This is a genomic window from Ectopseudomonas chengduensis (assembly GCF_900102635.1).
GTDB classification, from domain to species: Bacteria; Pseudomonadota; Gammaproteobacteria; order Pseudomonadales; family Pseudomonadaceae; genus Aquipseudomonas; species Aquipseudomonas chengduensis.
The window spans coordinates 101641-124166 of the sequence record NZ_FMZQ01000001.1 but is presented as its reverse complement, the minus strand read 5'-3'; the positions used below and the strand labels follow the sequence as shown (position 1 = coordinate 124166).

22 protein-coding genes are annotated in these 22526 nt (G+C 64.8%); 10 read left to right on the top strand and 12 right to left on the bottom strand.

Annotated elements, in window-relative coordinates; all coding sequences use genetic code 11:
- The first annotated feature begins 8 nt into the window (after positions 1 to 8).
- The 3 genes from dksA to BLS08_RS00535 are packed head-to-tail and all read left to right on the top strand — an operon-like array spanning position 9 to position 2296.
- Complete coding sequence (gene dksA, locus BLS08_RS00545; RefSeq protein ID WP_017676206.1) at positions 9 to 431, top strand: RNA polymerase-binding protein DksA; 423 nt, start codon at positions 9 to 11, stop codon at positions 429 to 431.
- 15 nt (positions 432 to 446) lie between these two features.
- Complete coding sequence (gene zigA, locus BLS08_RS00540; RefSeq protein WP_017676205.1) at positions 447 to 1652, top strand: zinc metallochaperone GTPase ZigA; 1206 nt, start codon at positions 447 to 449, stop codon at positions 1650 to 1652.
- Positions 1652 to 2296, top strand: a complete 645-nt coding sequence (locus tag BLS08_RS00535; RefSeq protein ID WP_017676204.1) for a DUF1826 domain-containing protein — start codon at positions 1652 to 1654, stop codon at positions 2294 to 2296. Before zigA ends, BLS08_RS00535 begins: the two co-directional genes overlap by 1 nt.
- A 303-nt stretch (positions 2297 to 2599) precedes the next feature.
- On the opposite strand, the gene BLS08_RS00530 is transcribed toward BLS08_RS00535, so the two are convergent.
- Positions 2600 to 2950, bottom strand: coding sequence for a hypothetical protein (locus BLS08_RS00530; protein ID WP_017676203.1), 351 nt, complete (start codon positions 2948 to 2950; stop codon positions 2600 to 2602).
- 95 nt (positions 2951 to 3045) lie between these two features.
- On the opposite strand from BLS08_RS00530, the gene BLS08_RS00525 reads away from it, so the two are divergent.
- Positions 3046 to 4023 carry a CobW family GTP-binding protein gene (locus BLS08_RS00525; protein WP_017676202.1) on the top strand — a complete coding sequence of 326 codons (978 nt, stop codon included), beginning with the start codon at positions 3046 to 3048 and terminating at the stop codon, positions 4021 to 4023.
- A gap of 37 nt (positions 4024 to 4060) precedes the next feature.
- Positions 4061 to 4939 (top strand): alpha/beta fold hydrolase, encoded by an 879-nt coding sequence (locus BLS08_RS00520; protein WP_017676201.1) that lies wholly within the window; start codon positions 4061 to 4063, stop codon positions 4937 to 4939.
- Between the two features lie 95 nt (positions 4940 to 5034).
- On the opposite strand, the gene BLS08_RS00515 is transcribed toward BLS08_RS00520, so the two are convergent.
- The gene (locus tag BLS08_RS00515; RefSeq protein WP_017676200.1) at positions 5035 to 5430 is read right to left on the bottom strand and encodes a DUF3301 domain-containing protein; all 396 of its coding nucleotides are present in this window, start codon (positions 5428 to 5430) and stop codon (positions 5035 to 5037) included.
- Positions 5431 to 5552: 122 nt separating this feature from the next.
- Here BLS08_RS00515 and BLS08_RS00510 point away from each other — a divergent pair, with 122 nt between their 5' ends.
- On the top strand, positions 5553 to 6086 hold the full coding sequence (locus BLS08_RS00510) for a TFIIB-type zinc ribbon-containing protein (RefSeq protein ID WP_017676199.1): 534 nt from the start codon (positions 5553 to 5555) through the stop codon (positions 6084 to 6086).
- A gap of 27 nt (positions 6087 to 6113) precedes the next feature.
- Here BLS08_RS00510 and BLS08_RS00505 read toward each other — a convergent pair whose 3' ends face one another.
- Positions 6114 to 6605 carry an acyl-CoA thioesterase gene (locus BLS08_RS00505; RefSeq protein WP_017676198.1) on the bottom strand — a complete coding sequence of 164 codons (492 nt, stop codon included), beginning with the start codon at positions 6603 to 6605 and terminating at the stop codon, positions 6114 to 6116.
- Positions 6606 to 6693: 88 nt separating this feature from the next.
- On the opposite strand from BLS08_RS00505, the gene BLS08_RS00500 reads away from it, so the two are divergent.
- Positions 6694 to 7404, top strand: a complete 711-nt coding sequence (locus tag BLS08_RS00500) for a tetratricopeptide repeat protein (RefSeq protein WP_017676197.1) — start codon at positions 6694 to 6696, stop codon at positions 7402 to 7404.
- Positions 7405 to 7407: 3 nt separating this feature from the next.
- Here BLS08_RS00500 and BLS08_RS00495 read toward each other — a convergent pair whose 3' ends face one another.
- The 3 genes from BLS08_RS00495 to BLS08_RS00485 form a co-directional block, all read right to left on the bottom strand.
- Positions 7408 to 8136, bottom strand: coding sequence for a substrate-binding periplasmic protein (locus tag BLS08_RS00495; RefSeq protein WP_017676196.1), 729 nt, complete (start codon positions 8134 to 8136; stop codon positions 7408 to 7410).
- A gap of 48 nt (positions 8137 to 8184) precedes the next feature.
- Positions 8185 to 9552 (bottom strand): glutamine synthetase family protein, encoded by a 1368-nt coding sequence (locus tag BLS08_RS00490; RefSeq protein WP_017676195.1) that lies wholly within the window; start codon positions 9550 to 9552, stop codon positions 8185 to 8187.
- Positions 9553 to 9643: 91 nt separating this feature from the next.
- On the bottom strand, positions 9644 to 11038 hold the full coding sequence (locus BLS08_RS00485) for an aspartate aminotransferase family protein (protein ID WP_017676194.1): 1395 nt from the start codon (positions 11036 to 11038) through the stop codon (positions 9644 to 9646).
- Between the two features lie 247 nt (positions 11039 to 11285).
- Here BLS08_RS00485 and BLS08_RS00480 point away from each other — a divergent pair, with 247 nt between their 5' ends.
- Positions 11286 to 11939, top strand: coding sequence for a GntR family transcriptional regulator (locus BLS08_RS00480; protein WP_017676193.1), 654 nt, complete (start codon positions 11286 to 11288; stop codon positions 11937 to 11939).
- A 108-nt stretch (positions 11940 to 12047) separates the two neighbouring features.
- Here the strand turns inward: BLS08_RS00480 and BLS08_RS00475 are convergent, their stop codons facing one another.
- Positions 12048 to 12455: an SMI1/KNR4 family protein gene (locus tag BLS08_RS00475; protein WP_017676192.1), complete on the bottom strand. Its 408-nt coding sequence runs from the start codon at positions 12453 to 12455 to the stop codon at positions 12048 to 12050.
- Between the two features lie 105 nt (positions 12456 to 12560).
- Here BLS08_RS00475 and BLS08_RS00470 point away from each other — a divergent pair, with 105 nt between their 5' ends.
- Positions 12561 to 13031: a GNAT family N-acetyltransferase gene (locus BLS08_RS00470; protein ID WP_017676191.1), complete on the top strand. Its 471-nt coding sequence runs from the start codon at positions 12561 to 12563 to the stop codon at positions 13029 to 13031.
- A 91-nt stretch (positions 13032 to 13122) separates the two neighbouring features.
- Here BLS08_RS00470 and BLS08_RS00465 read toward each other — a convergent pair whose 3' ends face one another.
- From BLS08_RS00465 to uvrD, 5 genes are all read right to left on the bottom strand, one after another.
- On the bottom strand, positions 13123 to 13977 hold the full coding sequence (locus BLS08_RS00465; protein WP_017676190.1) for a Tim44 domain-containing protein: 855 nt from the start codon (positions 13975 to 13977) through the stop codon (positions 13123 to 13125).
- A 175-nt stretch (positions 13978 to 14152) separates the two neighbouring features.
- Entirely contained in the window at positions 14153 to 14734 is a 582-nt protein-coding gene (locus tag BLS08_RS00460) for a TetR/AcrR family transcriptional regulator (protein ID WP_017676189.1), read from the bottom strand.
- Positions 14735 to 14908: 174 nt separating this feature from the next.
- Entirely contained in the window at positions 14909 to 15991 is a 1083-nt protein-coding gene (locus tag BLS08_RS00455) for a TRAP transporter substrate-binding protein (RefSeq protein ID WP_017676188.1), read from the bottom strand.
- Positions 15992 to 16040: 49 nt separating this feature from the next.
- Positions 16041 to 17135, bottom strand: coding sequence for a TRAP transporter substrate-binding protein (locus BLS08_RS00450; protein WP_017676187.1), 1095 nt, complete (start codon positions 17133 to 17135; stop codon positions 16041 to 16043).
- 23 nt (positions 17136 to 17158) lie between these two features.
- On the bottom strand, positions 17159 to 19342 hold the full coding sequence (gene uvrD, locus BLS08_RS00445; protein WP_017676186.1) for a DNA helicase II: 2184 nt from the start codon (positions 19340 to 19342) through the stop codon (positions 17159 to 17161).
- Positions 19343 to 19633: 291 nt separating this feature from the next.
- Between uvrD and BLS08_RS00440 the strand changes: the two genes are divergently transcribed.
- On the top strand, positions 19634 to 22516 hold the full coding sequence (locus BLS08_RS00440) for an EAL domain-containing protein (RefSeq protein WP_017676185.1): 2883 nt from the start codon (positions 19634 to 19636) through the stop codon (positions 22514 to 22516).
- Positions 22517 to 22526 lie beyond the last annotated feature (10 nt).

The following is a 22526-nucleotide window of genomic DNA, read 5'->3' as shown; positions in this document are numbered from 1 at the left end:
GATTTGCCATGACCCTGACCGCGACCACCGAAGCCGAACTGCTGGCCCAGCCAGCCGACGACTACATGAACGACGCCCAGCAGCAGTTCTTCCGCGAGCTGCTGCTGGCCCAGCGTGCCGAGTTGCAGGTGCGCATCGACGAGGAATTCACCGAGCTGCGCCAACCCGATACCAGCAGCGACGTCGCCGACATCGGCGCCGCCGAGGAGCAGCGGCAATGGCAGCTGCGCCTGCTGGAGCGGGAAAAGAAGCTGCTGGACAAGATCGACCAGGCGCTCGAACGCCTGGCGCGTGGCGAATACGGCTGGTGCGCCGAGACCGGCGAACCCATCGGCCTCAAGCGCCTGCTGCTGCGCCCGACCGCGACCCTGTGCATCGAAGCCAAGGAGCGCCAGGAGCAGCGCGAAAAACATCAGCGTGACCGTGACTGAACGAGGAACACTCCCATGAATCAGCGTCTACCCGTTACCGTGCTGTCCGGCTTTCTCGGCGCCGGCAAGAGCACCCTGCTCAACCATGTGCTGAAGAACCGCGAAGGCCGCAAGGTCGCGGTGATCGTCAACGACATGAGCGAGATCAACATCGACGGTGCCACCGTCCAGCAGGACGTCAGCCTCAACCGCGCCGAAGAGAAGCTGGTGGAGATGAGCAACGGCTGCATCTGCTGCACCTTGCGCGAAGACCTGCTCGACGAGGTCAGCCGCCTGGCCAGTGAAGGCCGCTTCGACTACCTGCTGATCGAATCCACCGGCATCAGCGAGCCGCTGCCGGTGGCCGAGACCTTCACCTTCCGCGACGAGCAGGGTCGCAGCCTGTCCGACCTGGCGCGGCTGGACACCATGGTCACGGTGGTCGACGGGGTGAACTTCCTGCGCGATTTCCATGAGGCCGACAGCCTGGCCAGCCGTGGCGAAACCCTGGGTGAGGAGGACGAACGCTCGATCACCGACCTGCTGATCGAGCAGGTGGAGTTCGCCGACGTGATCCTCATCAGCAAGATCGACCTGATCAGCCAGGCCGAGCGCGAGGAGTTGATGGCCATCCTGCGCGGGCTCAACACCCACGCCGACATCCAGGCCATGAGCATGGGGCAGATCGCCCTGGACAAGATCCTCGACACCGGCCGCTTCGACTTCGACCGCGCCTCGCAGGCACCGGGCTGGCTCAAGGAACTGCGCGGCGAACACGTACCGGAAACCGAGGAATACGGCATCGCCTCCAGCGCTTACCGCGCGCGCCGGCCGTTCCATCCGCAGCGCTTCTTCGATTTCCTCTCTCAGGAATGGCGCAACGGTCGTCTGCTGCGCTCCAAGGGCTTTTTCTGGCTGGCCAGCAAATATCAGGAGGCCGGCAGCTGGTCGCAGGCCGGCGGGCTGATGCGCCACGGCTTGGCCGGACGCTGGTGGCGCTTCGTGCCCAAGCAGCACTGGCCGCAGGACGAGGAAGGTCTGCAGACGATCATGAAGCACTGGAGCGCCGAAGTCGGCGACTGCCGCCAGGAGCTGGTATTCATTGGCCAGAACATCGACTTCCCGCAGTTGGTGCGTGAGCTGGACGACTGCCTGCTGACCGACGAGGAAATGGCTGGCGGCCCGGATGCCTGGTGCCTGCTCGCTGATCCGTTCGGTGCCTGGCAGCAGGAGGCCGCCTGATGTTCGCCCTGCAGTTGCCGAAAGTGTCCCGGCAGGTGCTGGGCGAGGATATCCAGGTGCTCAGCGAGGTGCTGCATGACGGCGTCAACCTGGCCGTCTGGCAGCGCCGCCTGCCGGCGCAGATCGCCGACTTCGCTGACGCGCTGCTGGCGCAAGGTGAACCGCTGGCGCAGTCCATGACCCTGGAGCTGCCGCGCGCGGACAGCGAGCCGAACCTCGACGGCCTGGTGGCGCAGTACGCCGATCTGCCGGGTCAGGCGGCTTTTCTCGCCGACGTGGCCTGGCTGGTGCGGGCCTATGCCTGCCTGCTCGACGCGCAGCGTATAGGGCTGCGCCTGCGCGCGCTGGACAAGGCCATGTGCCCGCGGTTTCACGTCGACCATGTGCCGGTGCGGCTGATCACCAGCTATGCCGGTGTCGGCAGCGACTGGCTGGAGGAGGGCGTGATGCCGCGCAGCAAGCTCGGCCAGCCAGGTGCAGAGCCGCAGGACGAGGCGTTGATCCAGCGTCTCGACGCCGGCCATGTGGCGCTGGCCAAGGGTGAGAAATGGCACGGCAACGAGGGGCGCGGGTTGATCCACCGCTCGCCGCAGCCGCCGGTGGGTGAGCGACGTCTGTTGTTGACCCTGGATTGGCTGGCCTGAGTCGCGCGAAACCGCAGTTGCGTAGGGTGCGCTGTGCGCACCGCGAACACCGAGGCGTTTGCTGGTGCGCACAGCGCATCCTACGGATAGCGGCAAGCCTTTAAAAAATAGGCCGGAGCAACTGCCCCGGCCTTAAGCACCAAGAGATCATGCCGACGCGTGACTCGGCATGAGGGTTACGTGAGGTACCCGAGGTCATTAGGCGCCTGTTGGGTGACAGTTTGATGTCAGCGTTTCCGCGTAGGGCGGGTGCAACCCGCCAAGCAGGGAGTGGCGGGTTGCACCCGCCCTACAACACTCGGCTCAGGGCTTGATCCACGTGCCCTGGTATTGGCTGGTGCAGGCCGGCTCCAGGTACAACGCGTCGCTGGCCACGCCGTAGTAGTGGATGTCCTGCAGGTACATACCGCTACCGGCGCGCGCGTTCTGGCAGACGCCGTGGGCACCCTTGGGGCACTGCTCGACGAACTCCACCTCGACCGTCTGGCCTTGCAACTGCGGCTGGCAGAAGCCCTCGCGAAACAGCGTGGCGGGGATGTTGCGATTCTCCTGGCAGACCTTCACGTCCAGGCGTTCGGCCTGGCTATGCACCACGCAGGCTTCGGCCAGGGCCAGGCCCGGCAGCAGGGAAAACAGCAACAGCCATGCACGCATCGTTTCGACTCCCGAAAAACTGCCGGCGAATCTAACATGCTGCTTAATCGCAGTCTGTGCTGGCACTTGTCTGGCGAACCACCGAACATCAATTCATGCTCAGTCAAATCCCTACCCACCTCATTGCCGGCCCGCTCGGTGCCGGTAAGACCACGTTGATCCGTCACCTGCTGGCGCAGAAACCGGCGGGCGAGCGCTGGGCGGTGCTGATCAACGAATTCGGCCAGATCGGTCTGGACGCCGCCTTGCTCGAGCAGGGCGACGACGGCATTGCCATGGCCGAAGTGGCAGGTGGTTGCCTGTGCTGCGTCAATGGCGCGCCGTTTCAGGTTGGCCTCGGGCGCCTGCTGCGCAAGGCCAGGCCCGACCGCCTGCTGATCGAGCCGTCCGGCCTGGGGCATCCGGCGCAGTTGCTGGCGCAATTGCGTCAGCCGCCCTGGCTCGGTGTGTTGGCCGTGCAACCGGCACTGCTGGTGCTGGATGCTGCCGCGCTGGCGGCAGGCCAACCGCTGCCGGACGTGCAGAGCCAGGCGCTGGATGAAGCCGGCTTGCTGCTGTTGAACAAGAGCGAAGGCTTGGACGCCGAGACGCGAGTGCGGATTGCTACCGATCTGCCATCCGTGCCGCTGCACTGGACCACGCAGGGTCGGCTCGACCTGGCCCTGTTGCCGGGGCTGGCGGCGCAGGCCTCGCCCATCGAGGTGAGCGCCGAGTTACCCACGACTGCACCCGGCCTGGCGCAGATCTGGCGCAACGCCGCCGAGCCTGTCTGCCAGGTGCAGGATCAGACCGAGGGCTGGAGCATTGGCTGGCGCTGGCACCCGAGCCAGCGTTTCGACCTCGAGCAGGTCAGCCGCTGGCTGCAGAGCCTGGGTTGGCGCAGGGCCAAGGCCGTGCTGCATGGCGCCGCAGGCTGGCACTCGTTGAATGCCTTGCAGGGGCAAGCGTTGGCGGCCTGGAGTCCGAGCGAATGGCGCAGGGATTCACGGCTGGAGTTGATCTTCGATCAGGCACAGGACATCGACGCGCTGAAGGCGTCGTTTTCAGCCTGCCGAATCCTGGCGACAGGCTGATAAACTCGCCGCGCTCTCGTCGTTGTGGATAACTTTCATGCAACTGCTGCCCTGGTCTCATGACACCTCTGCCGGCTTCACCCTGCGCGGCTGGCACACACCGCCGTCGGGCAAGCCGCTGCTGCATTTCCTGCACGGTAATGGCTATTGCGGGCGCGTCTACACACCGATGCTGGCGCTGCTGGCCGAGGACTTCGACCTCTGGTTGTGCGATGTGCAGGGCCATGGCGACAGCGACCATGGCGGCCGCTTCCATGGCTGGAACCGCAGCGCCGAGCTGGCGGTGGAAGCCTTTGATGCCCTGCGTGGGTCGTTCGGTGAAGTGCCGCGCTTCGCCCTTGGCCACAGCTTCGGTGGTGTGCTCACCAGCTTGATTCTGGCGCGCCATCCCGAGTTGTTCCGCCGTGCCGTGCTGCTCGATCCGGTGCTGTTCAGCCCGGCGATGATCGGGGTGATGGCGCTGTCCGATGTGGTTGGTCTGGCGCAGCGCACCGGTATGGCGAAAAAGGCGCAGAAGCGCCGCCGGCAATGGCCGGACCGTGCCAGCGCGCACGCCGCACTGCATGGTCGCGGCATGTTCCGTGGCTGGGACGAGGCGGCATTCGACGCCTATATCGAGCATGCGCTGAAGGAGGTCGAGGGCGGTGTCGAACTCAAGTGTCGACCCAGCCGCGAGGCGGATATTTTCGGTTCCTTCCCGCGGCGCCTGTGGCCTTCGCTGGCCAAGGTGACGACGCCGACCGAAGTGATTCACGGCTCACGCACCTATCCCTTCGTTGCCAAGTCCGTGGCGCGCTGGTGCGCGAGCAACCCCCATGTGCGCAGTCAGGTGGTGCCGGGTGGGCACTGCTTCATGCAGGAGCAACCGGCAGACAGCGCCGAGCGCGTGGCTGACTTTCTGCTGCAGCGCAGTTGATAGGTCTTTACATCGTGTAGGAGCCGGCTTGCCGGCGATCAAGTAGCGCAATATCACCGGCAAGCCGGCTCCTACGATTGAGGCTGCACGCTGCTCTACTGCGCTTTGCGCCGCCAGTCTTCCAGGCGGATGACGTTGCCTGGCTGCTGCACCGCAACCGGCTCGGGCTGCGGCTCCAATATCGGGTGGGGCTGCAGTTCGATGCGGCCGAGGTGCGGGCCGAACATGCTGATATGCCCGCGCAGGCGCTGCTCACCGGTGACGGTGAACTCGAAGTCATAGAGTCGCGCCAGACGACGATGGCCTTTGGCATCACGCTGGATAGCCAGGCGGCGCAGTGCCACGGCACCGTCGAGCAACTCCACGTCGAGTTTGGCGCAGTGCTGCTTGGCGAAGGCCAGCGCACGCTCGCGAATACCGTGGCCGCGCCACAGCCAGGCGCAGACGGCAGCGAACAGCATCAGCAGGAAGACATCGAACAGGTTGATCATGGCGACTCCGGCTTCGGGAGACAGAGCTTAGCTTATCTGCCACGTGCTTCTCAGCACAGTTGCTTGCCCATGCGTCGGCTCTGCATTAGCGTTCGCTCTCTTCAAATGAAAAGGACGTCACCATGCATTGCCCCGCCTGCCGTACGACTCGCCTGCAACCAGCAAAACTCGAAGATGGCCTGCTTGGCCACGGCTGCGCACAGTGCCAAGGCACACTGGTCAGCCTGCTGCACTACCGCGACTGGGCCGAGCGCCAGCCAGCACACGAGACATCAACCGAGCTGGCCGCCGAGGCCGAAGCGGGCGAAACCAGTCATGCCCTGAGTTGCCCCAAGTGCGCCAAGCTGATGAGCAAGTTTCAGATCAGCGGCACCCGTGCCAACCGTCTCGACCTATGCGGTACTTGCGACGAAGCCTGGCTGGACAGCGGCGAATGGCAATTGCTCAAGGCCCTGGAGCTGAGCCAGCGCATGCCGGCGATCTTCACCGACGCCTGGCAGCGCCAGGTGCGTCAGCAGGCCAGCGAGCAGGCCCGACGTGAGCGCTTCAGCCGCATCGCCGGCGAGGAAGCCATCGCTCGCGCCGACGAGATTCGTACCTGGCTCAAGGATCATCCGCAGCGTCGCGAGCTGCTGTTCTATATCGGTCACGATTGAGGAGGCGATGGCCCGCCCGTTACGACCCTATGCCTGGTTCTTTTCGTCGCTCAACGCCTGGTAGCGCTGTTGCAACTCGTCGCGAATCTGCCGGCGCTGCTTGGCCTGGCGCTGGCGACGCAGGCCGTCGGCGGTATCCGGCTGCAGTTCAGGGATCGGCGCCGGGCGGCCATTGGCATCGACCGCGACCATGGTGAAGAAGCAACTGTTGGTGTGGCGCACCGAGCGCTCACGGATGTTCTCGGTGATGACCTTGATGCCGATCTCCATCGAGGTGCGGCCGGTGTGGTTGACCGAGGCGAGGAAGGTGACCAGCTCACCGACATGCACCGGTTCGCGGAACATCACCTGGTCCACCGACAGGGTCACCACATAGCAACCGGCATAGCGGCTGGCACAGGCGTAGGCGACCTCGTCGAGGTACTTGAGCAGGGTGCCACCGTGGACATTTCCGGAGAAATTGGCCATATCCGGGGTCATCAGTACGGTCATCGTCAGTTGCGCGGTTCCGGCTTCCATCGTTGCTCCGAGTACGTGTGGGGCTTATGGGAGTAAGGCCTGCTGGTTCTATGCAAGATACACACTCACTACTGCAAGGATGCCATCCATGCTGATTCGCTCGAAATTATTGCTCCTGCCGCTGCTGCTGGGGCTCGCGGGTGCCGTGCAGGCGACCGAAGAATGCGCCACAGCGGTGCAGTGCAACCAGGTCGGCAGCGCCGCCTATCAGGACGGCCGCTTTGAGCAGGCCATCGAAGCGTTCGAGCGTCAGTTACGACGCGTCGAGGATGACGATACGGCACAGTTGGAGTTGGCGCTGAACAATCTCATCCTCGCCAATCTGCGCGCTGGCGATGCGGGCATGGCGCGTGCCTGGCTGGGCGTGGCGCTGGACAACAACCTCAGCGGCTCCTCGACCCGTCTGCACCTGCGCAAGGTGGCCGAGGCACTGGATTATCCGGCGCTGAGCGCCAGCCCCGTCGGCCGCTACCTGCGCTACGGCGGCCAGGCGGTGTGGAGCGAGCTGCTGATCAGCGAGGACGGCAATGGCGGCTATCACGGCAGTTTCTCGCCCGTGCGTGCCGGTGCCCGAGTCGAGGAATATGGTCCAGCCGCCATCGGTGAGCTGGATGGCAAGCTGGTCGGTGATGGCGTGCAGATGCGCCTGGAGGATGCCGGCCTGGGCAGCGGCTGTGCGGTGCAACTGCTGCGTGAGGGCATCGAGCTGCGCGTGCAGGAGGTGTTCGCCGAGGGCTGTCAGGTCTATGGCGGCATGGGCATCAGCGTCGGTGGTCGTTACATCAAAGTGAGCCCATGAGGTTCACAGGCCGTAGCGCGCCTTGAGGCGCTGCACCGTATCCGGCCGTTGGGCGAGGAAGGCGTCGAAGCGTTCGATCAGATCCGGCCGGCTTGCGCTGCTGAGGTGAAAACTGGTGTAGGTCAGCGGCAATTGCGGGTCCAGTTGCAGGTCGTTGTCGGTCATGTCCAGTTGGCCGAGCTGGTAGCGCACCACCTGTGGGTTGGCGTAGAGCGCATCCAGGCGGCCGCGCACCACCATGCGGATCAGGCTGTGCAGGTCCTGGGTTTCCACCAGATGCACGGTGCCGGCGTCGAGCTGGGGTTGCCAGGCCTGCGCGGTGAAGCCGCGCACGGTGCCCAACTGGCGAATGTTGTTAAGGCCCTGGCCGCGGCGGTTGGCGAGCACCATGGTACCGTCGACTATCTGTACGACTGCCTCGCTGTAGTAGAGGTGGCGATCGGCCTTGGCCTGGCGCGCCCACTCGGTGTTGTCGGGGAACAGCAGGTCGAGGCTCTGCTCGTCGAGCATGTTGCGATACAGCCGATTGAGCGGCTGCGGCAGCAATTCGAGGGTCAGCCCCTCGTGCTCGGCGAAGGCTTCCAGCAGGTCCAGGCAGTAGCCTTCGGGTGGGCTTTCGAGCGTGGCGCGGTAGTAGGGGTAGTAATCGTGCTGCTCGATGCCGACGCGCAGGGTTTCGCCCTGCGTCAGCGCAGCCGCCATCAGCAGAGCCAGCAGTAGCCAGCGTTTCATGAGTCGTTCTCCGCCTCCTCGCTGGCTACAGATTAGCTCACCGTCAGGTCAGGCGTGATTGAGATACCAGCGCCAATCCTGCTCACCCACTTCCCCCATGAACTGGCGGAACTCGGCCCACTTGATCGCCAGGAACACCTTGAGGAAGTCCTCACCCAGCGCCTCGCGTGCCCAGCTCGAACCTTCCAGGTTGCGCAGGGCGGTTAGCCAGTCGGTGGGCAGGGTTTCGCGGGCCTGCTCGTAGCCGTTGCCGACAATGGCCGCGCCCGGGTCGATTTGCTCGCGGATGCCCTTGTGGATGCCGGCGAGGATCGCCGCCGCGGCCAGGTAGGGGTTGGCGTCGGCGCCGCAGATGCGGTGCTCGACGTGGCGGCTGTTGGCCGGCCCGCCCGGCACGCGGAACGACACGGTGCGGTTGTTCACCCCCCAGCTCTTGGCCAGCGGCGCGTAGCTGTTGGCCTGGAAGCGGCGGAAGGAGTTGGCGTTGGGGCAGAAGATCGCCAGGGCGTCATCGAGCGTAGCCATCATGCCGCCGATGGCATGGCGCAGTAGCGGCGTGCCTTGTGGGTCTTCGCTGGCCATCAGGTTGTTGCCCTCGGCATCGGCCAGCGATACGTGCATATGCATGCCGCTGCCGGCCAGGTCGCCGAACGGCTTGGCCATGAAGCAGGCCTGCAGCCCGTGCTTGTTCGCCACGCCCTTGACCAGGCGCTTGTAGCGCACGCCTTCGTCCACCGCCTGCAGCGCATCGAAGCGGTGTTCCAGGGTCAGCTCGAGCTGGCCGGGGGCGTACTCGGAGATCGCCGTACGCACTGGCAAACCCTGTACTTCGCAGGCGGCGTAGAGGTCGTCGAGGAACGGCTGCATCTGCTCCAGCTCATACACGCCGTAGACCTGCGGCGCCTGCGGGCGCACACCGTTCATCTGCACGGCGGGCTGCGGGCGACCATTGGCGTCGCGCTGCTTGTCCAGCAGGTAGAACTCCAGCTCCACCGCCATCACCGGGTGATAGCCGTCGGCCTTGAGCGCGTCGATGGTGCGCGCCAGCACATGGCGCGGATCGCCCGGCGTGGCCGGCAGGCCTTGAGTCGGATGCATGCTCACCTGCAGCTGGCCGGTGGGCACCGTGCGCCAGGGTTGCAGGGTCAGGCTGCCGGGTAGCGGGTAGGTCCAGCAGTCGGCGTCGGCCACTTCCCATACCAGGCCGCTTGCCTCGACGTCCTCGCCCTGGATGGTCAGCGAGAGGATCGAGCTGGGCAGCGGCCGGCCGTTCTCGTAGATGGCCAGCAGTTCGTCGCGGTGCAGCAGCTTGCCGCGCGGGATGCCGTTGGCGTCGATCAACATCAGCTCGATGCTGCGTACGTCGGGGTGGCGTTCGAGGAAGTCGCGCGCTTCCCGGGGATTGGCGAATTGCATGGCGGTTCTCGCAAAGGGTCGTGGGGCGCAGTTCATCCTGTGGGAGGGGCTTCAGCCGCGATTGTCGCCGCTGAAGCGCCTCCCACGGGTATCACTCACGGGCGCCGGGAATGGCCAGCAGCTCGCTGAGGGCCGTATCGAGCATGGCGATCAATTTGTCCACATCAGCCTCGGTGGTGCTTGGGCAGCACAGAGTCATGTTGTGAAACGGGGTGATCAGGATGCCGCGGTTGATCAGGTACAGGTGCAGGGCCATCTGCAGCTCGTCATGGAACGCCGCTTCGGCCTCGGCGCCGGTGCGCGGCGGGGTGGCGCAGAACTGGAATTCGCAGCGTGCGCCCAGCTCGGTCACCGACCAGTTCAGGTCGTGCTTGCCGATCAACTGGCGCAAGCCCTCGGCCAGGCGCGCTGCCAGCGGCAGCATGTGGTCGTAGGCCGCCTGGGTCATCACCTGTTCCAGGTTGGCACGCATGCAGTGCATGGCCAGAGCGTTGGCCGACAGGGTGGTGCCCATGCCGCTGTGGCCGTGACCGTGGCTTTCTTCACTGGCGCGCTGACGCGCCTTACTCATGGCGCCTGCCATCTCTGCGCTGCAACCGAAGATGCCGCAGGGCACGCCACCGGCGATGGGTTTACCGACCACGAAGAAGTCCGGGTCGAGGCCCCACAACCGCGTGCAGCCGCCGATGTCGGTGGAGATGGTGTGGGTTTCGTCGATGATCAGCAGGCTGCCGTACTTGCGCGTCAGCTCGCGGCACTTCTGCATGAAGCCCGGATCGGGCAGCACCATGCCGATGTTGGTCATCGCCGGCTCGCAGAGCAGGGCGCAGACGTCGCCCTGAGCCAATGCGGCTTCCAGCGCTGCGACGTCGTTGAAGGGAATGGCGCGGCTGTGCTCGGTCAGGTCGTAGGCCTGGCCGACCAGACCGGAGCGGTGCACGGTCTGGCCATCGCGTTCGCGCACCATCACGTCGTCGACAGTGCCGTGGTAGCAGCCGTCGAACACCAGCAGGGTCTTGCGCTGGGTGATGGCGCGCGCCCAGCGCAGCACGTAGCGGTTGGAATCGGTGGCGGTGGCGGTCACCTGCCAGTAGGGCAGGCCGAAGCGCTGGGCCAGCAGCTCGCCACAGACCACGGCGTCCTCGCCGGGCAGCATGGTGGTCAGGCCATTGTTGGCTTGTTCGGCGAGGGCGCGAGCGACCGGGTCGGGCGAGTGGCCGAACATGGTGCCGGTGTCGCCCAGGCAGAAGTCGATGTACTCATGACCGTCCACGTCGAAGAAACGCGCACCCTTGGCGCGTTCGACGAACAGCGGCACTGGCGTCGACCAATCGGCCATCCAGTGCATCGGTACGCCGCCGTACAGCGAGTGACGGGCGCGTTCGGCCAGCGCCACGGACTTCGGATTGCGGGACAGGAACAGTTCGCGCTCGGCAGCGACGAAACGATCAACGGCGATTGGGCTGATACCACTGGCGGTGGTCATGGGTCTTACCTCGATTGGACGCTACAGGCATGATATTTTGTGATCACAAAATAGTAAATGGTCTTATAGAGCTCAGGATTTTTGCCATTAAAGATGTATTTGTGATCACGAAATATTTCATGTTCAGCCATTTTTCACACAAAATCAGTTCCTGACGTAGACTCGCCACATTTCTCACTGGAGCCTTTCATGCGTGACTGTAGCCTGACCCTTGCTCAACTGCCGGCGCCACCGAGGGAGGTAGCGCATGGCTGACAATCTGCAGGAACAGCTGTATCAGAACATCCGCTCGGGCCTGCTGGCAGGGCGCTTTCAACCTGGGGAGCGGTTGAAGATCCGTGACCTCGCGGCACAATGGGGCACCAGCCCGATGCCGGTTCGCGCGGCCCTGCAGCGGCTGGTGGCCGAGGGCGTGCTGGAGGGTGAGCAGCAGCGCTCCGTGCGGGTCCCGTCGATGACCCGCGAACGTTACGAGAACATCTTTCAGGTGCGCCTGGCGCTGGAAGGCCTGGCAGTGGAGTTGGCCACGCCAAGCCTGAGCCGCGACGACCTGGCCCTGCTGCGGGACTGCGTGCAACGCATGGATGTGGCCATCGAGACGCGCCAGGTGCAGGACTACCTCAACGCCAACAGCCAGTTTCACCTGCACCTGTACGGCGCCTGCGGCAACCCGGTGCTGATGCGTTCGATCGAGTCGCTATGGCTGCAGATCGGCCCCTTCTTCAACCGGCTTTTTACCGGCGCCGACCTGTCGCTACGGCTCAACGACTTTCATGAAGACGCCTTCGCCGCCATCGAGGCCGGCGACGCCAAGGGCGCACGTCAGGCCATGGAGCAGGATCTGCTGTATTTCGCGCGGTTTTTGCTCAACCTGCTGGCGTTGGAGCAGGGCGAGGTGTGAGCCGGGTTTGGCTGATGTGTTGTGCCGGTCGCGGCTGAAGTCCCTCCCACGGGGTCACGTGCGGCTGCCAACTGTGGGAGGCGCTTCAGCGGCGACAAGGCTTTGTCGTCAGCTCTCCAGCCAGACGTCGCGGCACCAGTGCCAGACCGAGTCCCAGCTTTCGTCGGTCAGCTCGCCTTCGTCGCCATCCCATAGCCAGACCTGCCCTTCCACATCCACGGCGTAGTAGTCGCGGCCGTCCTGGCACAGCGGCACCAGATCGCGTGGCAGGCCGAGGCTCCAGGCTTCGGCGGCGACTTCGGGCAGGTAGGTGTGCGATTGCGGATCACTGGCGGTCACTGGCTCCAGGCGGCCGTAGACCACATCACTGACCTTGAGCAGGTATTCGCGCAGCTCGAAGGGCAAGTGAATGAGGATCTGCTCCTGAATTTCCACCAGGGTCTCTTCTTCCGGCAGCTCCAGCGGTACCGGTACCGGCTCGTTGAGTTCGCGCAGCTGTTCGATGACTTCTTCCACGGCGTCGGCTCCTCATCAGGGGGGATCGGCTTTATACAGTAGCTGGCCGGCAGAATGAAAACATGTCGACGTCACGGCATACTGGCGCTTTTGCGGAGCCCTTTGATGTCACCTCTTGCCTGGTACTGCCTGCACCACAGCGAACTCGATACCGCCACCCTCTATGAGCTGCTGGCGCTGCGCACCCAGGTGTTCGTGGTCGAGCAGAACTGTCCCTATCTGGAAACCGATGGTCAGGACCTGGTCGGTGACACCTGCCACCTGCTGGCGCGTGACGAGTCGGGGCTGGTGGGCTATCTGCGCCTGCTCGATCCGCAGCGTATGGAAGGCGAGGTGGTGATCGGTCGGGTGGTGATCGCCGAGCGGGCGCGCGGCACCGGGCTGTGTCACCGGCTGATGGAGCAGGCGCTGCTCGAGTGTCACCAGCGTTGGCCGGGCGTGCCGGTGTATCTGTCGGCGCAGGCGCATCTGCAGGGTTACTACGGGCGTTACGGTTTCGCGGCGGTGAGCGAGGTGTACCTGGAGGATGACATCCCGCATATCGGCATGCGCCGGGCGGCTACCGATCCATCGTGATGGGCTGTAGGAGCGGCTTCAGCCGCGATAACCGGCAAATGCCGAAATAAAAAAACCCGGGCAAGCCCGGGTTTTCAGTGCGCCGTAGCGATCAGTTCTGGCGAATGCCGGCGATCAGCCAGGGCTGGTTGTCGCCCTGGGCGCGCTCCAGGCGCCAGCTTTCGCTGAACGGCTCGCCCTGGTCGAAGCGCGAGGTCTTCGACACACCGCTGAAGGTCAGGGTGGCGATGGTCTTCTCGGCGTTATCGTCGACACCATCGAGTTGCACGTCGAGGTTATCGACGTAAGTGGACTGGAAGCCGTCACCCAGTTCGGCGCGCTCGCGCTTGAGGAACTCCAGCAGTTGCGGGGTGACGAACTCGGAGATCTTGTCCATCTCGTCGGCGTCCCAGTGCTGCTGCAGGTTCATGAAGTGCTCGCGACCGGCGGCGATGAAGCTCTGCTCGTTGAACCAGGCCGGGGCGTTGATCACCGGAGCGGCCGAGGCCAGGCGACCACCGAAGATATTGCTGCCAGCGGCCGGCGCGTTGTCGGCGTTCGGCATTTCACGCTGGTACGGCGCACCGGCAGCAGCCATTTGTGGCTGTTGGCGAGCGCGACGGGCGGCGAGGAAACGGAACAGCAGGAAGGCGATCAGGCCGAAGATCAGCATGTCCATGATCTGCAGGCCTTCGAAACCATCACCCATGAACATCGAGGCCAGCAGGCCACCGGCGGCCAGACCGGCCAGCGGGCCGAGCCAGCGCGAAGCGCCGCTGGCGGCAGCGGCAGGCTGTTGACGACCGGGTGCCTGGGCAGCCGACTGCGCCGGCGGCGTGGCCTGGCGGGTCTGGTGGCTGGGCGCGGAGCCGAAGGATTTGCCACCGCCAAAACGCTTGGCGTGGGCTTCGAAGCTGAAGGTCAGTGCCAGGCACAGCACCATGGCGATACTGAGGAAACGCTGCATCACGGTTTTCTCTCTTGTGGAAAAGCTTGGTGGGCATCTTGCCCGTCATGGGTGGGCATGACCAGTGACAGAATGTTTCCGGCTTTTGCCTGTAGGGCGAGCACCCTGCGATTTGTCCGCGTAGCCCGGATGCAATCCGGGAAGGCCCGCACCATGGCTCCGGATTTCATCCGGGCTACGGGCGTTGCAGTAGCAGGGGCAGGGGGCCGCAGCGTAGTTGGCCACGCAGAAAGGCGCGGAAGGTTGCTGCGTCTTCTTCGGGGTGGCGCAGCCAGTGCACGAAGCTGCGCAGGTAGGCGCCGGTGAGCAGGGTTTCCTCGGCGATGCGGCGCAGGTGCAGGCTTTGCCGGCCAGCGGCTTCGCGCCACCACTGCACGGTGCGGCTGATGCGCATCAGGCCGAGCACCTGCAGGTGGATATGCCCGGGTTCGAGCTTGTACAGCAGCATCTGTCCGGTGACGGCCCGGTGGGTAGCGAGGCTGTCGAGCCAGGCCAGCAGGCAGCTTTCCAGACGTTGTTCGGCGTTCAGACCTTGCAAATCGGGATTTCTGGCGTGGCCGAGCATGGCCAGGTCGGCGCGGTCGAACCAGGCTTCCACCAGATCGTCCTTGTCGCGGTAGTGACGGGCGATATCGTCCAGGCCGATGTCGAGCGCGGCGGCGACGTCGAACAGGTGCAGGCGCTCCCAGCCGCAGACGTCGGCCAGTTGCAGGGCGTTATCAAGAATGTGGGCGGGGTCGGTCGGCTTGTTTTTCATCCGTGAAGTATGGCCGCCAGGGCATGAGGCGCAGCCTGGAACGACAAACGGAGCCCGATAGGTCAGATGTGGCCGCGCCGAACGGGTAGGAGCGGCGCCCCGCCGCGAAGCTGGGTTAAAGCTTCGCCCCGGGGCGGGGCTCCCACAAGGGTAAGGGCTATAACCCTGAGCGGCTCAGCGCCAGTCGTACAGCTCTTTCTCCGACAGCGCCTGCATCGAGGTGGCCAGCGCCTGGAAGGCCTGCATGGAGGCCCAGATGCGGCCGTTGAGCTCGCTCTGCGCGGCCAGCTCGCCAAGCACTTGTTCGCTCTCGCGTTGCATGGCCTGCAGCACCTCGTCGGGGAAGCGCTTGAGCAGCGTGCCGCTCTTCTTCAGTTCGTCCAGCGCCAGGGCGTTGTGGTAAACGTAGTCGTCCATCATGTCCTGGGTCGCTGCGCGTGCCGCTTCGGTGACGATGGCCTGCAGGTCGGCCGGCAGCGCATCGAATGCCTTCTGGTTGATCAAGAGTTCGAGCACCGATTGCGGCTCCTGCCAGCCGGGGTAGTAGTAATACTTGGCGGCCTTCTGCAGGCCGAAGGCCAGGTCGTTGTAGGGGCTGACCCAGTCGGTGGCGTCGATGGCGCCGGTCTGCAGGGCGGTGAAGATTTCGCCACCCGGCATCACCACGGTGGTCGCACCCAGGCTGCTCCAGACTTCGCCGCCGAGGCCCGGCATACGGATCTTCAGGCCTTTGATGTCAGCCAGGCTGTTGATTTCCTTGTTGAACCAGCCGCCCATCTGCATGGTGCTGTTGCCCGCCGTCAGCGGCTTGAGGCCGAACGGTGCATAGGCTTCGTCCCACAGCGCCTGGCCGCCGCCTTTGTTCAGCCAGGCGTTCATTTCCAGGGTGGACAGGCCGAAGGGCACCGCACCGAAGAACTGTGCGGCCGGCACCTTGCCCTTCCAGTAGTAGGGCGTGCCGTGGCCGAGTTCGGCCGTGCCGCGCGACACCGCGTCGAACACTTCCAGCGCCGGCACCAGCTCGCCAGCGGCATAGACCTTGATGGTCAGGCGCCCGGCGCTCATGGCGTTGACGCGCTCGGCCAGGCGTTCGGCTGCGGTGCCGGTGCCGGGTGCGTTCTTCGGCCAGGTGGTGACCATCTTCCAGTGGAAGGTCTGGGCGGGGGCTGCGGCCTGGTCGGCCGGCGCGGAGTCGTCCTTGCAGCCGATGAGGCCGAAGGCGAGCAGGGGCAGGAGGAGCAGAGAGCGAAGACGCATCGGCAGTTATCCCTAAGAAAAACGGGGCTCTTGGCCCCGTTCAGTTGGCTCAACGCCAGTTGTACAGCTCTTTCTCGGTCAGCGCCTGCATGGCGCTGGCCTCTTCGAGGAAGGCTTTCTGCGAGGCCCAGATGCGGCCGTTGAGGTCGTTCTCGGCAGCCAGAGCTTCGAGCACCACGTTGGATTGCTCACGCATGGCTTGCAGCACCTCGTCCGGCAGACGCTTGAACTGCACGCCCTCGCTCTTCAGGCTTTGCAGCGCCTTGGCGTTGTTGAACACGTAGTCGTCCATCATATCCAGGGTCGCGGCGCGCGCGGCTTCGACGACGATGGCCTGCAGGTCGGCCGGCAGCGCGTCGAAGGCTTTCTGGTTGACCATGGATTCGACCACGGCCTGCGGCTCCTGCCAGCCCGGGAAGTAGTAGTACTTGGCCGCCTTGTGCAAGCCGAAGGCCAGGTCGTTGTACGGGCCGACCCAGTCGGTGGCATCGATGGCGCTGGTCTGCAGGGAGGTGAAAATCTCGCCACCCGGCAGGTTGACGGTGATCGCGCCGAGCTTGCTCCAGGCTTCGCCGCCGAGGCCCGGCATGCGGATCTTCAGGCCTTTGATGTCGGCCAGGCTGTTGATTTCCTTGTTGAACCAGCCGCCCATCTGCATGGTGGTGTTGCCGGCCGACAGCGGCTTCACGCCGAAGGGTGCGTAGGTTTCGTCCCACAGTGCCTGACCGCCGCCCTTGCTCAACCAGGCGTTCATTTCCAGGGTGGACAGGCCGAATGGCACGCTGCTGAAGAACTGCGCAGCCGGCACCTTGCCCTTCCAGTAGTACGGCGTGCCATGGCCCATCTCGGCGGTGCCGCGCGAGACGGCGTCGAACACTTCCAGCGCCGGCACCAGCTCGCCAGCGGCATAGACCTTGACGGTCAGGCGCCCGGCGCTCATGGCGTTGATGCGCTCGGCCAGGCGCTCGGCAGCGGTGCCCAGGCCGGGGAAGTTCTTCGGCCAGGAGGTGACCATCTTCCAGTGGACGGTTTCTGCTGGCTTGGCAGCGGCTTGCTCGCTGGCAGCCTTGTCTTCTTTACAGCCAACCAGGCCGATGGCGGCGATCAGTGCCACAGCGGCGCCGAACAGATTGCGGCGATTCATCGATTATCTCCAGATACGGTGTGCTAATAGGCTTCAAGCTTGGCGTACGCCAGCATCAGCCATTTACTGCCTTCGTTTTCGAAATTCACTTGGACCCGCGCCTGGGCGCCAGCACCCTCGAAATTGAGGATGGTGCCCTCGCCGAACAGGCTGTGACGTACGCGCTGGCCCAGGTTGAAGGGCGTTTGCGGTATGGCACTGCCGGCGAACAGGCTGCCGCCACCCATCGAACTGGTGCTCATCGGGCGGCTGACGCTGTTGCTCAGGCGTACTTCCTGAATCAGCGGTGCGGGGATTTCGCGGACAAAGCGCGACACCTTGTTATAGGTCTCGCTACCGTAGAGACGCCGTGTTTCGGCGTAGCTGATCACCAGCTTCTGCATGGCACGGGTAATGCCGACATAGGCCAGGCGGCGTTCTTCTTCCAATCGGCCCGGTTCTTCCAGGCTCATCTTGTGCGGGAACAGACCCTCTTCCATGCCCACCAGGAACACCAGCGGGAATTCCAGGCCCTTGGCGCTGTGCAGGGTCATCAGTTGAATACTGTCTTCGTTCTCGGCGGCCTGGGTGTCCCCGGCCTCCAGCGAGGCGTGGGTGAGGAAGGCCTGCAGCGGGGTCAGCTCGTCGTCCTCATCGTTCTCGAAGGTACGCGCGGCGCTGACCAGTTCCTCCAGGTTTTCCACCCGGGCCTGGCCCTTCTCGCCTTTTTCCGCCTCGTGATAGGCGAGCAGGCCGCTCTTTTCGATGACCACCTGGGTCATCTGGTGCAGCGGCATGGCCAGCACCTGCTCGGCCAGGCTGTCGATCAGTTCGATGAAGCCGGCCAGGGCGCCCGAGGCGCGAGCGGGCAGCGCCTTGACCGTCAGCATCAGGCGAATCGCCTCCCACATATGCACGTCATGGGCGCGGGCGTATTCGCGGATGGTCTCGATGGTCTTCTCGCCGATGCCGCGCGCCGGCACGTTGATGATGCGCTCCAGCGCTGCATCATTACCGCGCCCGTCGAGCAGGCGCAGGTAGGCCATGGCGTTCTTGATCTCGGCACGCTCGAAGAAGCGCTGACCGCCGTAGATGCGGTAGGGGATCTTCTCGCGCAGCAGCGCCTCTTCCAGCACCCGCGATTGGGCGTTGGAGCGATAGAGAATGGCGATCTCGCTGCGCTTGAGGCAGTCCTTGCGCAGGGCGTCCTCGATGGTTTCCACCACGTAGCGCGCTTCGTCGTGCTCGTTGAAGGCGGCGTACAGAGCCAGTGGCTCGCCATCACCGACGTCGGTGCGCAGCTCCTTGCCGAGGCGCCCTTGGTTGTTGGCGATCAGCGCGTTGGCGGCATTGAGGATGTTCGCCGTGGAGCGGTAGTTCTGCTCCAGACGGATGATCTCGGCATCGGCGAAATCGCTGTCGAACTGCTGGATGTTCTCGATCTTCGCGCCGCGCCAGCCGTAGATCGACTGGTCATCGTCACCCACCACCATCAGGCTTTCGCCGCCCTTGGCGAGAAAGCGCAACCAGGCGTATTGCACGGCGTTGGTGTCCTGGAACTCGTCGACCAGGATATGGCGGAAGCGGCGCTGGTAATGCTCCAGCAGGCCGGCATTGTCGCGCCAGAGGTCGAGGGCACGCAGCAGCAGCTCGGCGAAATCGATGACGCCGGTGCGTGCGCAGGCCGCCTCGTAGGCTTCATAAATGCCGCGCATGGTGGCCAGGAATAGGTCGCCGCTGGCCTGGATGCCCTGCGGGCGGATGCCCTCGTCCTTCTGCCCGTTGATAAACCACTGTGCCTGCTTGGCCGGCCAGCGCTGCTCATCCAGGCCGAGGTCGCGGATCACCCGCTTGATCAGGCGTTGCTGATCGTCGGAGTCGAGAATCTGGAAGTTCTCGGCCAGCTTGGCCTCCTTCCAATGCGCACGCAGCAGGCGGTGAGCCAGGCCGTGGAAGGTGCCGACCCACATGCCGGCAGGGGCGTGGCCCAGCACGTCTTCGATACGGTGACGCATCTCGGCGGCCGCCTTGTTGGTGAAGGTCACCGACAGGATGCTGTGTGGCGAGACGTCCAGGCGCTGGATCAGGAAGGCGATGCGGTGCACCAGCACACGGGTCTTGCCCGAGCCGGCACCGGCCAGCACCAGCTGATGACCAGGCGGCGTGGTGACCGCGTGGTGCTGGGCGGGATTGAGGGTGGTGAGTCTGTGATCGAGGTCATTTTGCATCGCGGCATTCTAGGGGGCCGGACAGGGGAGGGCAAACCGTCAGCCAGGCGCGGTGAAACGAGCCTGACGCAACCGACGACTGGCAGGTCAGGGCGTAGATGGGCGTGGCCAGGCGGCTAAAGGCCATCACGCTCTGCCGGTGCCCGCCAAAAGATGGGCGCCAAGCCGTGAAATTGCCCACATCGTTGTTGGGCACGGCGTCTGTCTCGGGTATTCTCCGGCGACGTCAGGGTTGGGAGCGTCGCAAAAAGCGCCCAATACCCTTAGGCAACCATTACAAGAAAATCGCCTATGACCGCCACGACTAGCGCCGTAGTTCAAGAGGTGACGCTGGACCCGCATCAGGCTGAACGTCAGTTCGCCACGGATATTGCCGTTGAGCGTACCCGCCTGTTGTTCCAGGGTTCGCGCCTGCCCACGTTGCTCATGCTGCTGGTCGGCCTGGCCTGCAGCCTGTTGCTCTGGAGTCAGCAGAGCGCACCGATGCTGGCTGCCTGGCTGGGCTGGGTAGTGCTGCTGGCGCTGTTGCGCCTGACTCAGGTGAATGCCTTCAACGAGGCGCTGCCGAGCCGCCAGGCCGAGCCCTACTGGCGACGCATCTTCCTCTTCGGTGCCGGTGCATCCGGGTTGACCCTCGCCTTCGCCGTGATCGTGCTGGTACCTGCCGATGTCTTCTACCAGCAGGCGCTGGTCTACGGCCTGATCGCCGCAGCGATTCTCTCGGCCAGCGTGGCCTATGCCGTCAGCCTGTCAGCCTTCCTCACCTTCGCCTTGCCCTGCCTGCTGCCGTCGGCCGGCTTCCTGCTGCTCTCCGGCAGCGGCCTGCAACGCGGCTGGGGGCTGCTCAGTGTGATCTTGTTTCTCGCCCTGCTGGTGGTGGCCTGGCAGGTCAACCGTCTGGTGCAGCGCAGCTTGCTGCAGCGCTTTCACAACCTGGCGCTGATCAGCAACCTGGAGCACGCCAAACAGCGTGCCGAAGGGCTCAATGAAGAACTGGCGCGTGAGGTGGAGCAGCGTCGCCGTGCCGAGCGCGAATTGCGCGGCGCCCATGGCGAGCTGGAAATGCGTGTGGCCGAACGTACCCTGGAGCTGGACGAAGCGACCCATGCCCTGGGCAAGAGCCAGGCGCGCCTGGCCCTGGCGCTGGAGGCGAGCGAGCTGGGGCTGTGGGACTGGGATCTGGAAAGCGACCAGGTGCACCACTCGCACCTGCGCGAGCTGTTCGGTCTGGAGCCGGGCCAGGTGCAAGTGATGCTGCGTGACCTGACCCCGCGCCTGCACCCGGATGATCTGCCAGGCTTGCGCCGGGCGCTGGTCCAGCACCTCAAGGGGCGCAGCGAGGATTATCAGATCGAGTACCGCGTGCGCCATGTCGATGGTCACTGGGTCTGGGTCGAGGACCGTGGCCGTGCGGTCGAGCGCGACGCCGCCGGCCGTGTGCGGCGCATGCTCGGCACGCGGCGCGACGTCAGCGCGCGGCGTCAGCAGGAGCAGCAACAGCGCCTGGCCGCGACCGTGTTCGAAGCAGCCAGCGAAGGCATCTTCATTCTCGACCCCGACTACCGCGTGCTGGCGGTCAACCGTGCGTTCAGCGCGGTGACCGGATACAGCCGTGAGGAAGTGGTCGGGCGCACGGTGACCAGCCTGATCGGCAGCCGCGAGATGCGTCGGCAATACCAGATGATCCGCCAGGAGCTGGACAGCAGCGGCACCTGGCAGGGCGAACTGATCGAGACGCGCAAGAGCGGCGAGCTTTACCCGCAGTGGCTGCAGCTCAACCTGGTGCGCGATGTAACAGGTCGGCCCAGTCATATCGTCGGTTTCTTCGCCGATCTCAGTGCGCGGCGCGAGGCCGAGGAGCGCCTGCGCTACCTGTCGCATTACGACGACCTGACCGGCCTGGCCAACCGCAGCCTGTTCAAGGAGCGTCTGCACGATGCCAGCCAGCGCGCCCGCCAGAGCGGGCGCAGCATCGCCCTGGTGCATATCGACCTGGACCGCTTCAAGCTGCTCAACGACAGCCTCGGCCACGAGGTCGCCGACCAGTTGCTGCGCCAGATGAGCCGCCGCCTGACCCAGGCGGTGCCGGAGGCCGACTGCATCGCACGGCTCTCGGGCGACGAATTCGCCATCATCCTCGACGCCTACGGCAGCCTTTCCAGCCTGGCGCGGGTGGCCAGTCGGCTGCTGGCCAAGTTGCGCGTGCCGATGACCGTCGGTGGCCACGAGCTGGTGATCAGCGCCTCGCTGGGTATCAGTCTGCTGCCGGACTACGCCCGCGAGATCAGCGCGCTGATCAGCCAGGCCAACATGGCCGTGCAACACGCCAAGCACCTGGGCGGCAACACTTTCCAGTTCTTCACCGACAACCTGCAGGCCTGCACCCTGGAGCGTCTGCAGCTGGAGAACCAGCTGCGCAAGGCCATCGACGAAGGTCAGCTGGAAGTGTTCTACCAGCCCAAGCTGAACCTTGCCGACGACCAGCTCAACGCGGCCGAAGCGCTGGTGCGCTGGCGCCATCCGCAGCAGGGCATGGTGGCGCCTGGCGAGTTCATCGGCTTGGCCGAAGAGACCGGGCTGATCGCGCCGATTGGCGAGTTCGTGCTGCGTCAGGCCTGCCGCCAGGCGCGCCAGTGGCAGGAGGAGGGGCTGGCGCAGATACGGGTGTCGGTGAATATCTCGGTGTATCAGTTGCGCCAGGGCAACCTCACCAGCCTGGTCCGCCAGGTGCTCGAAGAAACCGGCCTGGCGCCGCAGTACCTGGAGCTGGAACTGACCGAAAGCCAACTGCTGGACAACGTCGACAGCGTCATCGTCACCTTCCGTCAGCTGCGTGAACTGGGGGTCAAACTGGCCATCGACGATTTCGGCACCGGTTATTCTTCACTCAGCTACCTCAAGCGCTTCCCGGTGCACTACGTGAAGATCGACCAGACCTTCATCCGCGATCTGTCGCCCGGTGGCGAGGACGCGGCGATCACCCGTGCGATCATCGCCATGGCCCACAGCCTGGAGCTGAAAGTGGTGGCCGAGGGTGTGGAAACCCAGGCGCAGATGGATTTCCTCAAGAGCCAGAACTGCGACGAGATCCAGGGCTTCCTGATCAGCCGCCCGGTTGAGGCCAGCGCCTTCGCCGAGCTGCTGCGTGCGCAGATCGACAATCCGCTGGATTGAGCGCCGCTGG

What these genes read in the sequence shown, in the direction of transcription:
- dksA (WP_017676206.1), top strand. Translation starts at nt 9, where the DNA reads ATGACCCTGACCGCGACCACCGAAGCCGAACTGCTGGCCCAGCCAGCC.
- zigA (WP_017676205.1), top strand. Translation starts at nt 447, where the DNA reads ATGAATCAGCGTCTACCCGTTACCGTGCTGTCCGGCTTTCTCGGCGCC.
- BLS08_RS00535 (WP_017676204.1), top strand. Translation starts at nt 1,652, where the DNA reads ATGTTCGCCCTGCAGTTGCCGAAAGTGTCCCGGCAGGTGCTGGGCGAG.
- BLS08_RS00530 (WP_017676203.1), bottom strand. Translation starts at nt 2,950, where the DNA reads ATGCGTGCATGGCTGTTGCTGTTTTCCCTGCTGCCGGGCCTGGCCCTG.
- BLS08_RS00525 (WP_017676202.1), top strand. Translation starts at nt 3,046, where the DNA reads ATGCTCAGTCAAATCCCTACCCACCTCATTGCCGGCCCGCTCGGTGCC.
- BLS08_RS00520 (WP_017676201.1), top strand. Translation starts at nt 4,061, where the DNA reads ATGCAACTGCTGCCCTGGTCTCATGACACCTCTGCCGGCTTCACCCTG.
- BLS08_RS00515 (WP_017676200.1), bottom strand. Translation starts at nt 5,430, where the DNA reads ATGATCAACCTGTTCGATGTCTTCCTGCTGATGCTGTTCGCTGCCGTC.
- BLS08_RS00510 (WP_017676199.1), top strand. Translation starts at nt 5,553, where the DNA reads ATGCATTGCCCCGCCTGCCGTACGACTCGCCTGCAACCAGCAAAACTC.
- BLS08_RS00505 (WP_017676198.1), bottom strand. Translation starts at nt 6,605, where the DNA reads ATGGAAGCCGGAACCGCGCAACTGACGATGACCGTACTGATGACCCCG.
- BLS08_RS00500 (WP_017676197.1), top strand. Translation starts at nt 6,694, where the DNA reads ATGCTGATTCGCTCGAAATTATTGCTCCTGCCGCTGCTGCTGGGGCTC.
- BLS08_RS00495 (WP_017676196.1), bottom strand. Translation starts at nt 8,136, where the DNA reads ATGAAACGCTGGCTACTGCTGGCTCTGCTGATGGCGGCTGCGCTGACG.
- BLS08_RS00490 (WP_017676195.1), bottom strand. Translation starts at nt 9,552, where the DNA reads ATGCAATTCGCCAATCCCCGGGAAGCGCGCGACTTCCTCGAACGCCAC.
- BLS08_RS00485 (WP_017676194.1), bottom strand. Translation starts at nt 11,038, where the DNA reads ATGACCACCGCCAGTGGTATCAGCCCAATCGCCGTTGATCGTTTCGTC.
- BLS08_RS00480 (WP_017676193.1), top strand. Translation starts at nt 11,286, where the DNA reads ATGGCTGACAATCTGCAGGAACAGCTGTATCAGAACATCCGCTCGGGC.
- BLS08_RS00470 (WP_017676191.1), top strand. Translation starts at nt 12,561, where the DNA reads ATGTCACCTCTTGCCTGGTACTGCCTGCACCACAGCGAACTCGATACC.
- BLS08_RS00465 (WP_017676190.1), bottom strand. Translation starts at nt 13,977, where the DNA reads ATGCAGCGTTTCCTCAGTATCGCCATGGTGCTGTGCCTGGCACTGACC.
- BLS08_RS00460 (WP_017676189.1), bottom strand. Translation starts at nt 14,734, where the DNA reads ATGAAAAACAAGCCGACCGACCCCGCCCACATTCTTGATAACGCCCTG.
- BLS08_RS00455 (WP_017676188.1), bottom strand. Translation starts at nt 15,991, where the DNA reads ATGCGTCTTCGCTCTCTGCTCCTCCTGCCCCTGCTCGCCTTCGGCCTC.
- BLS08_RS00450 (WP_017676187.1), bottom strand. Translation starts at nt 17,135, where the DNA reads ATGAATCGCCGCAATCTGTTCGGCGCCGCTGTGGCACTGATCGCCGCC.
- uvrD (WP_017676186.1), bottom strand. Translation starts at nt 19,342, where the DNA reads ATGCAAAATGACCTCGATCACAGACTCACCACCCTCAATCCCGCCCAG.
- BLS08_RS00440 (WP_017676185.1), top strand. Translation starts at nt 19,634, where the DNA reads ATGACCGCCACGACTAGCGCCGTAGTTCAAGAGGTGACGCTGGACCCG.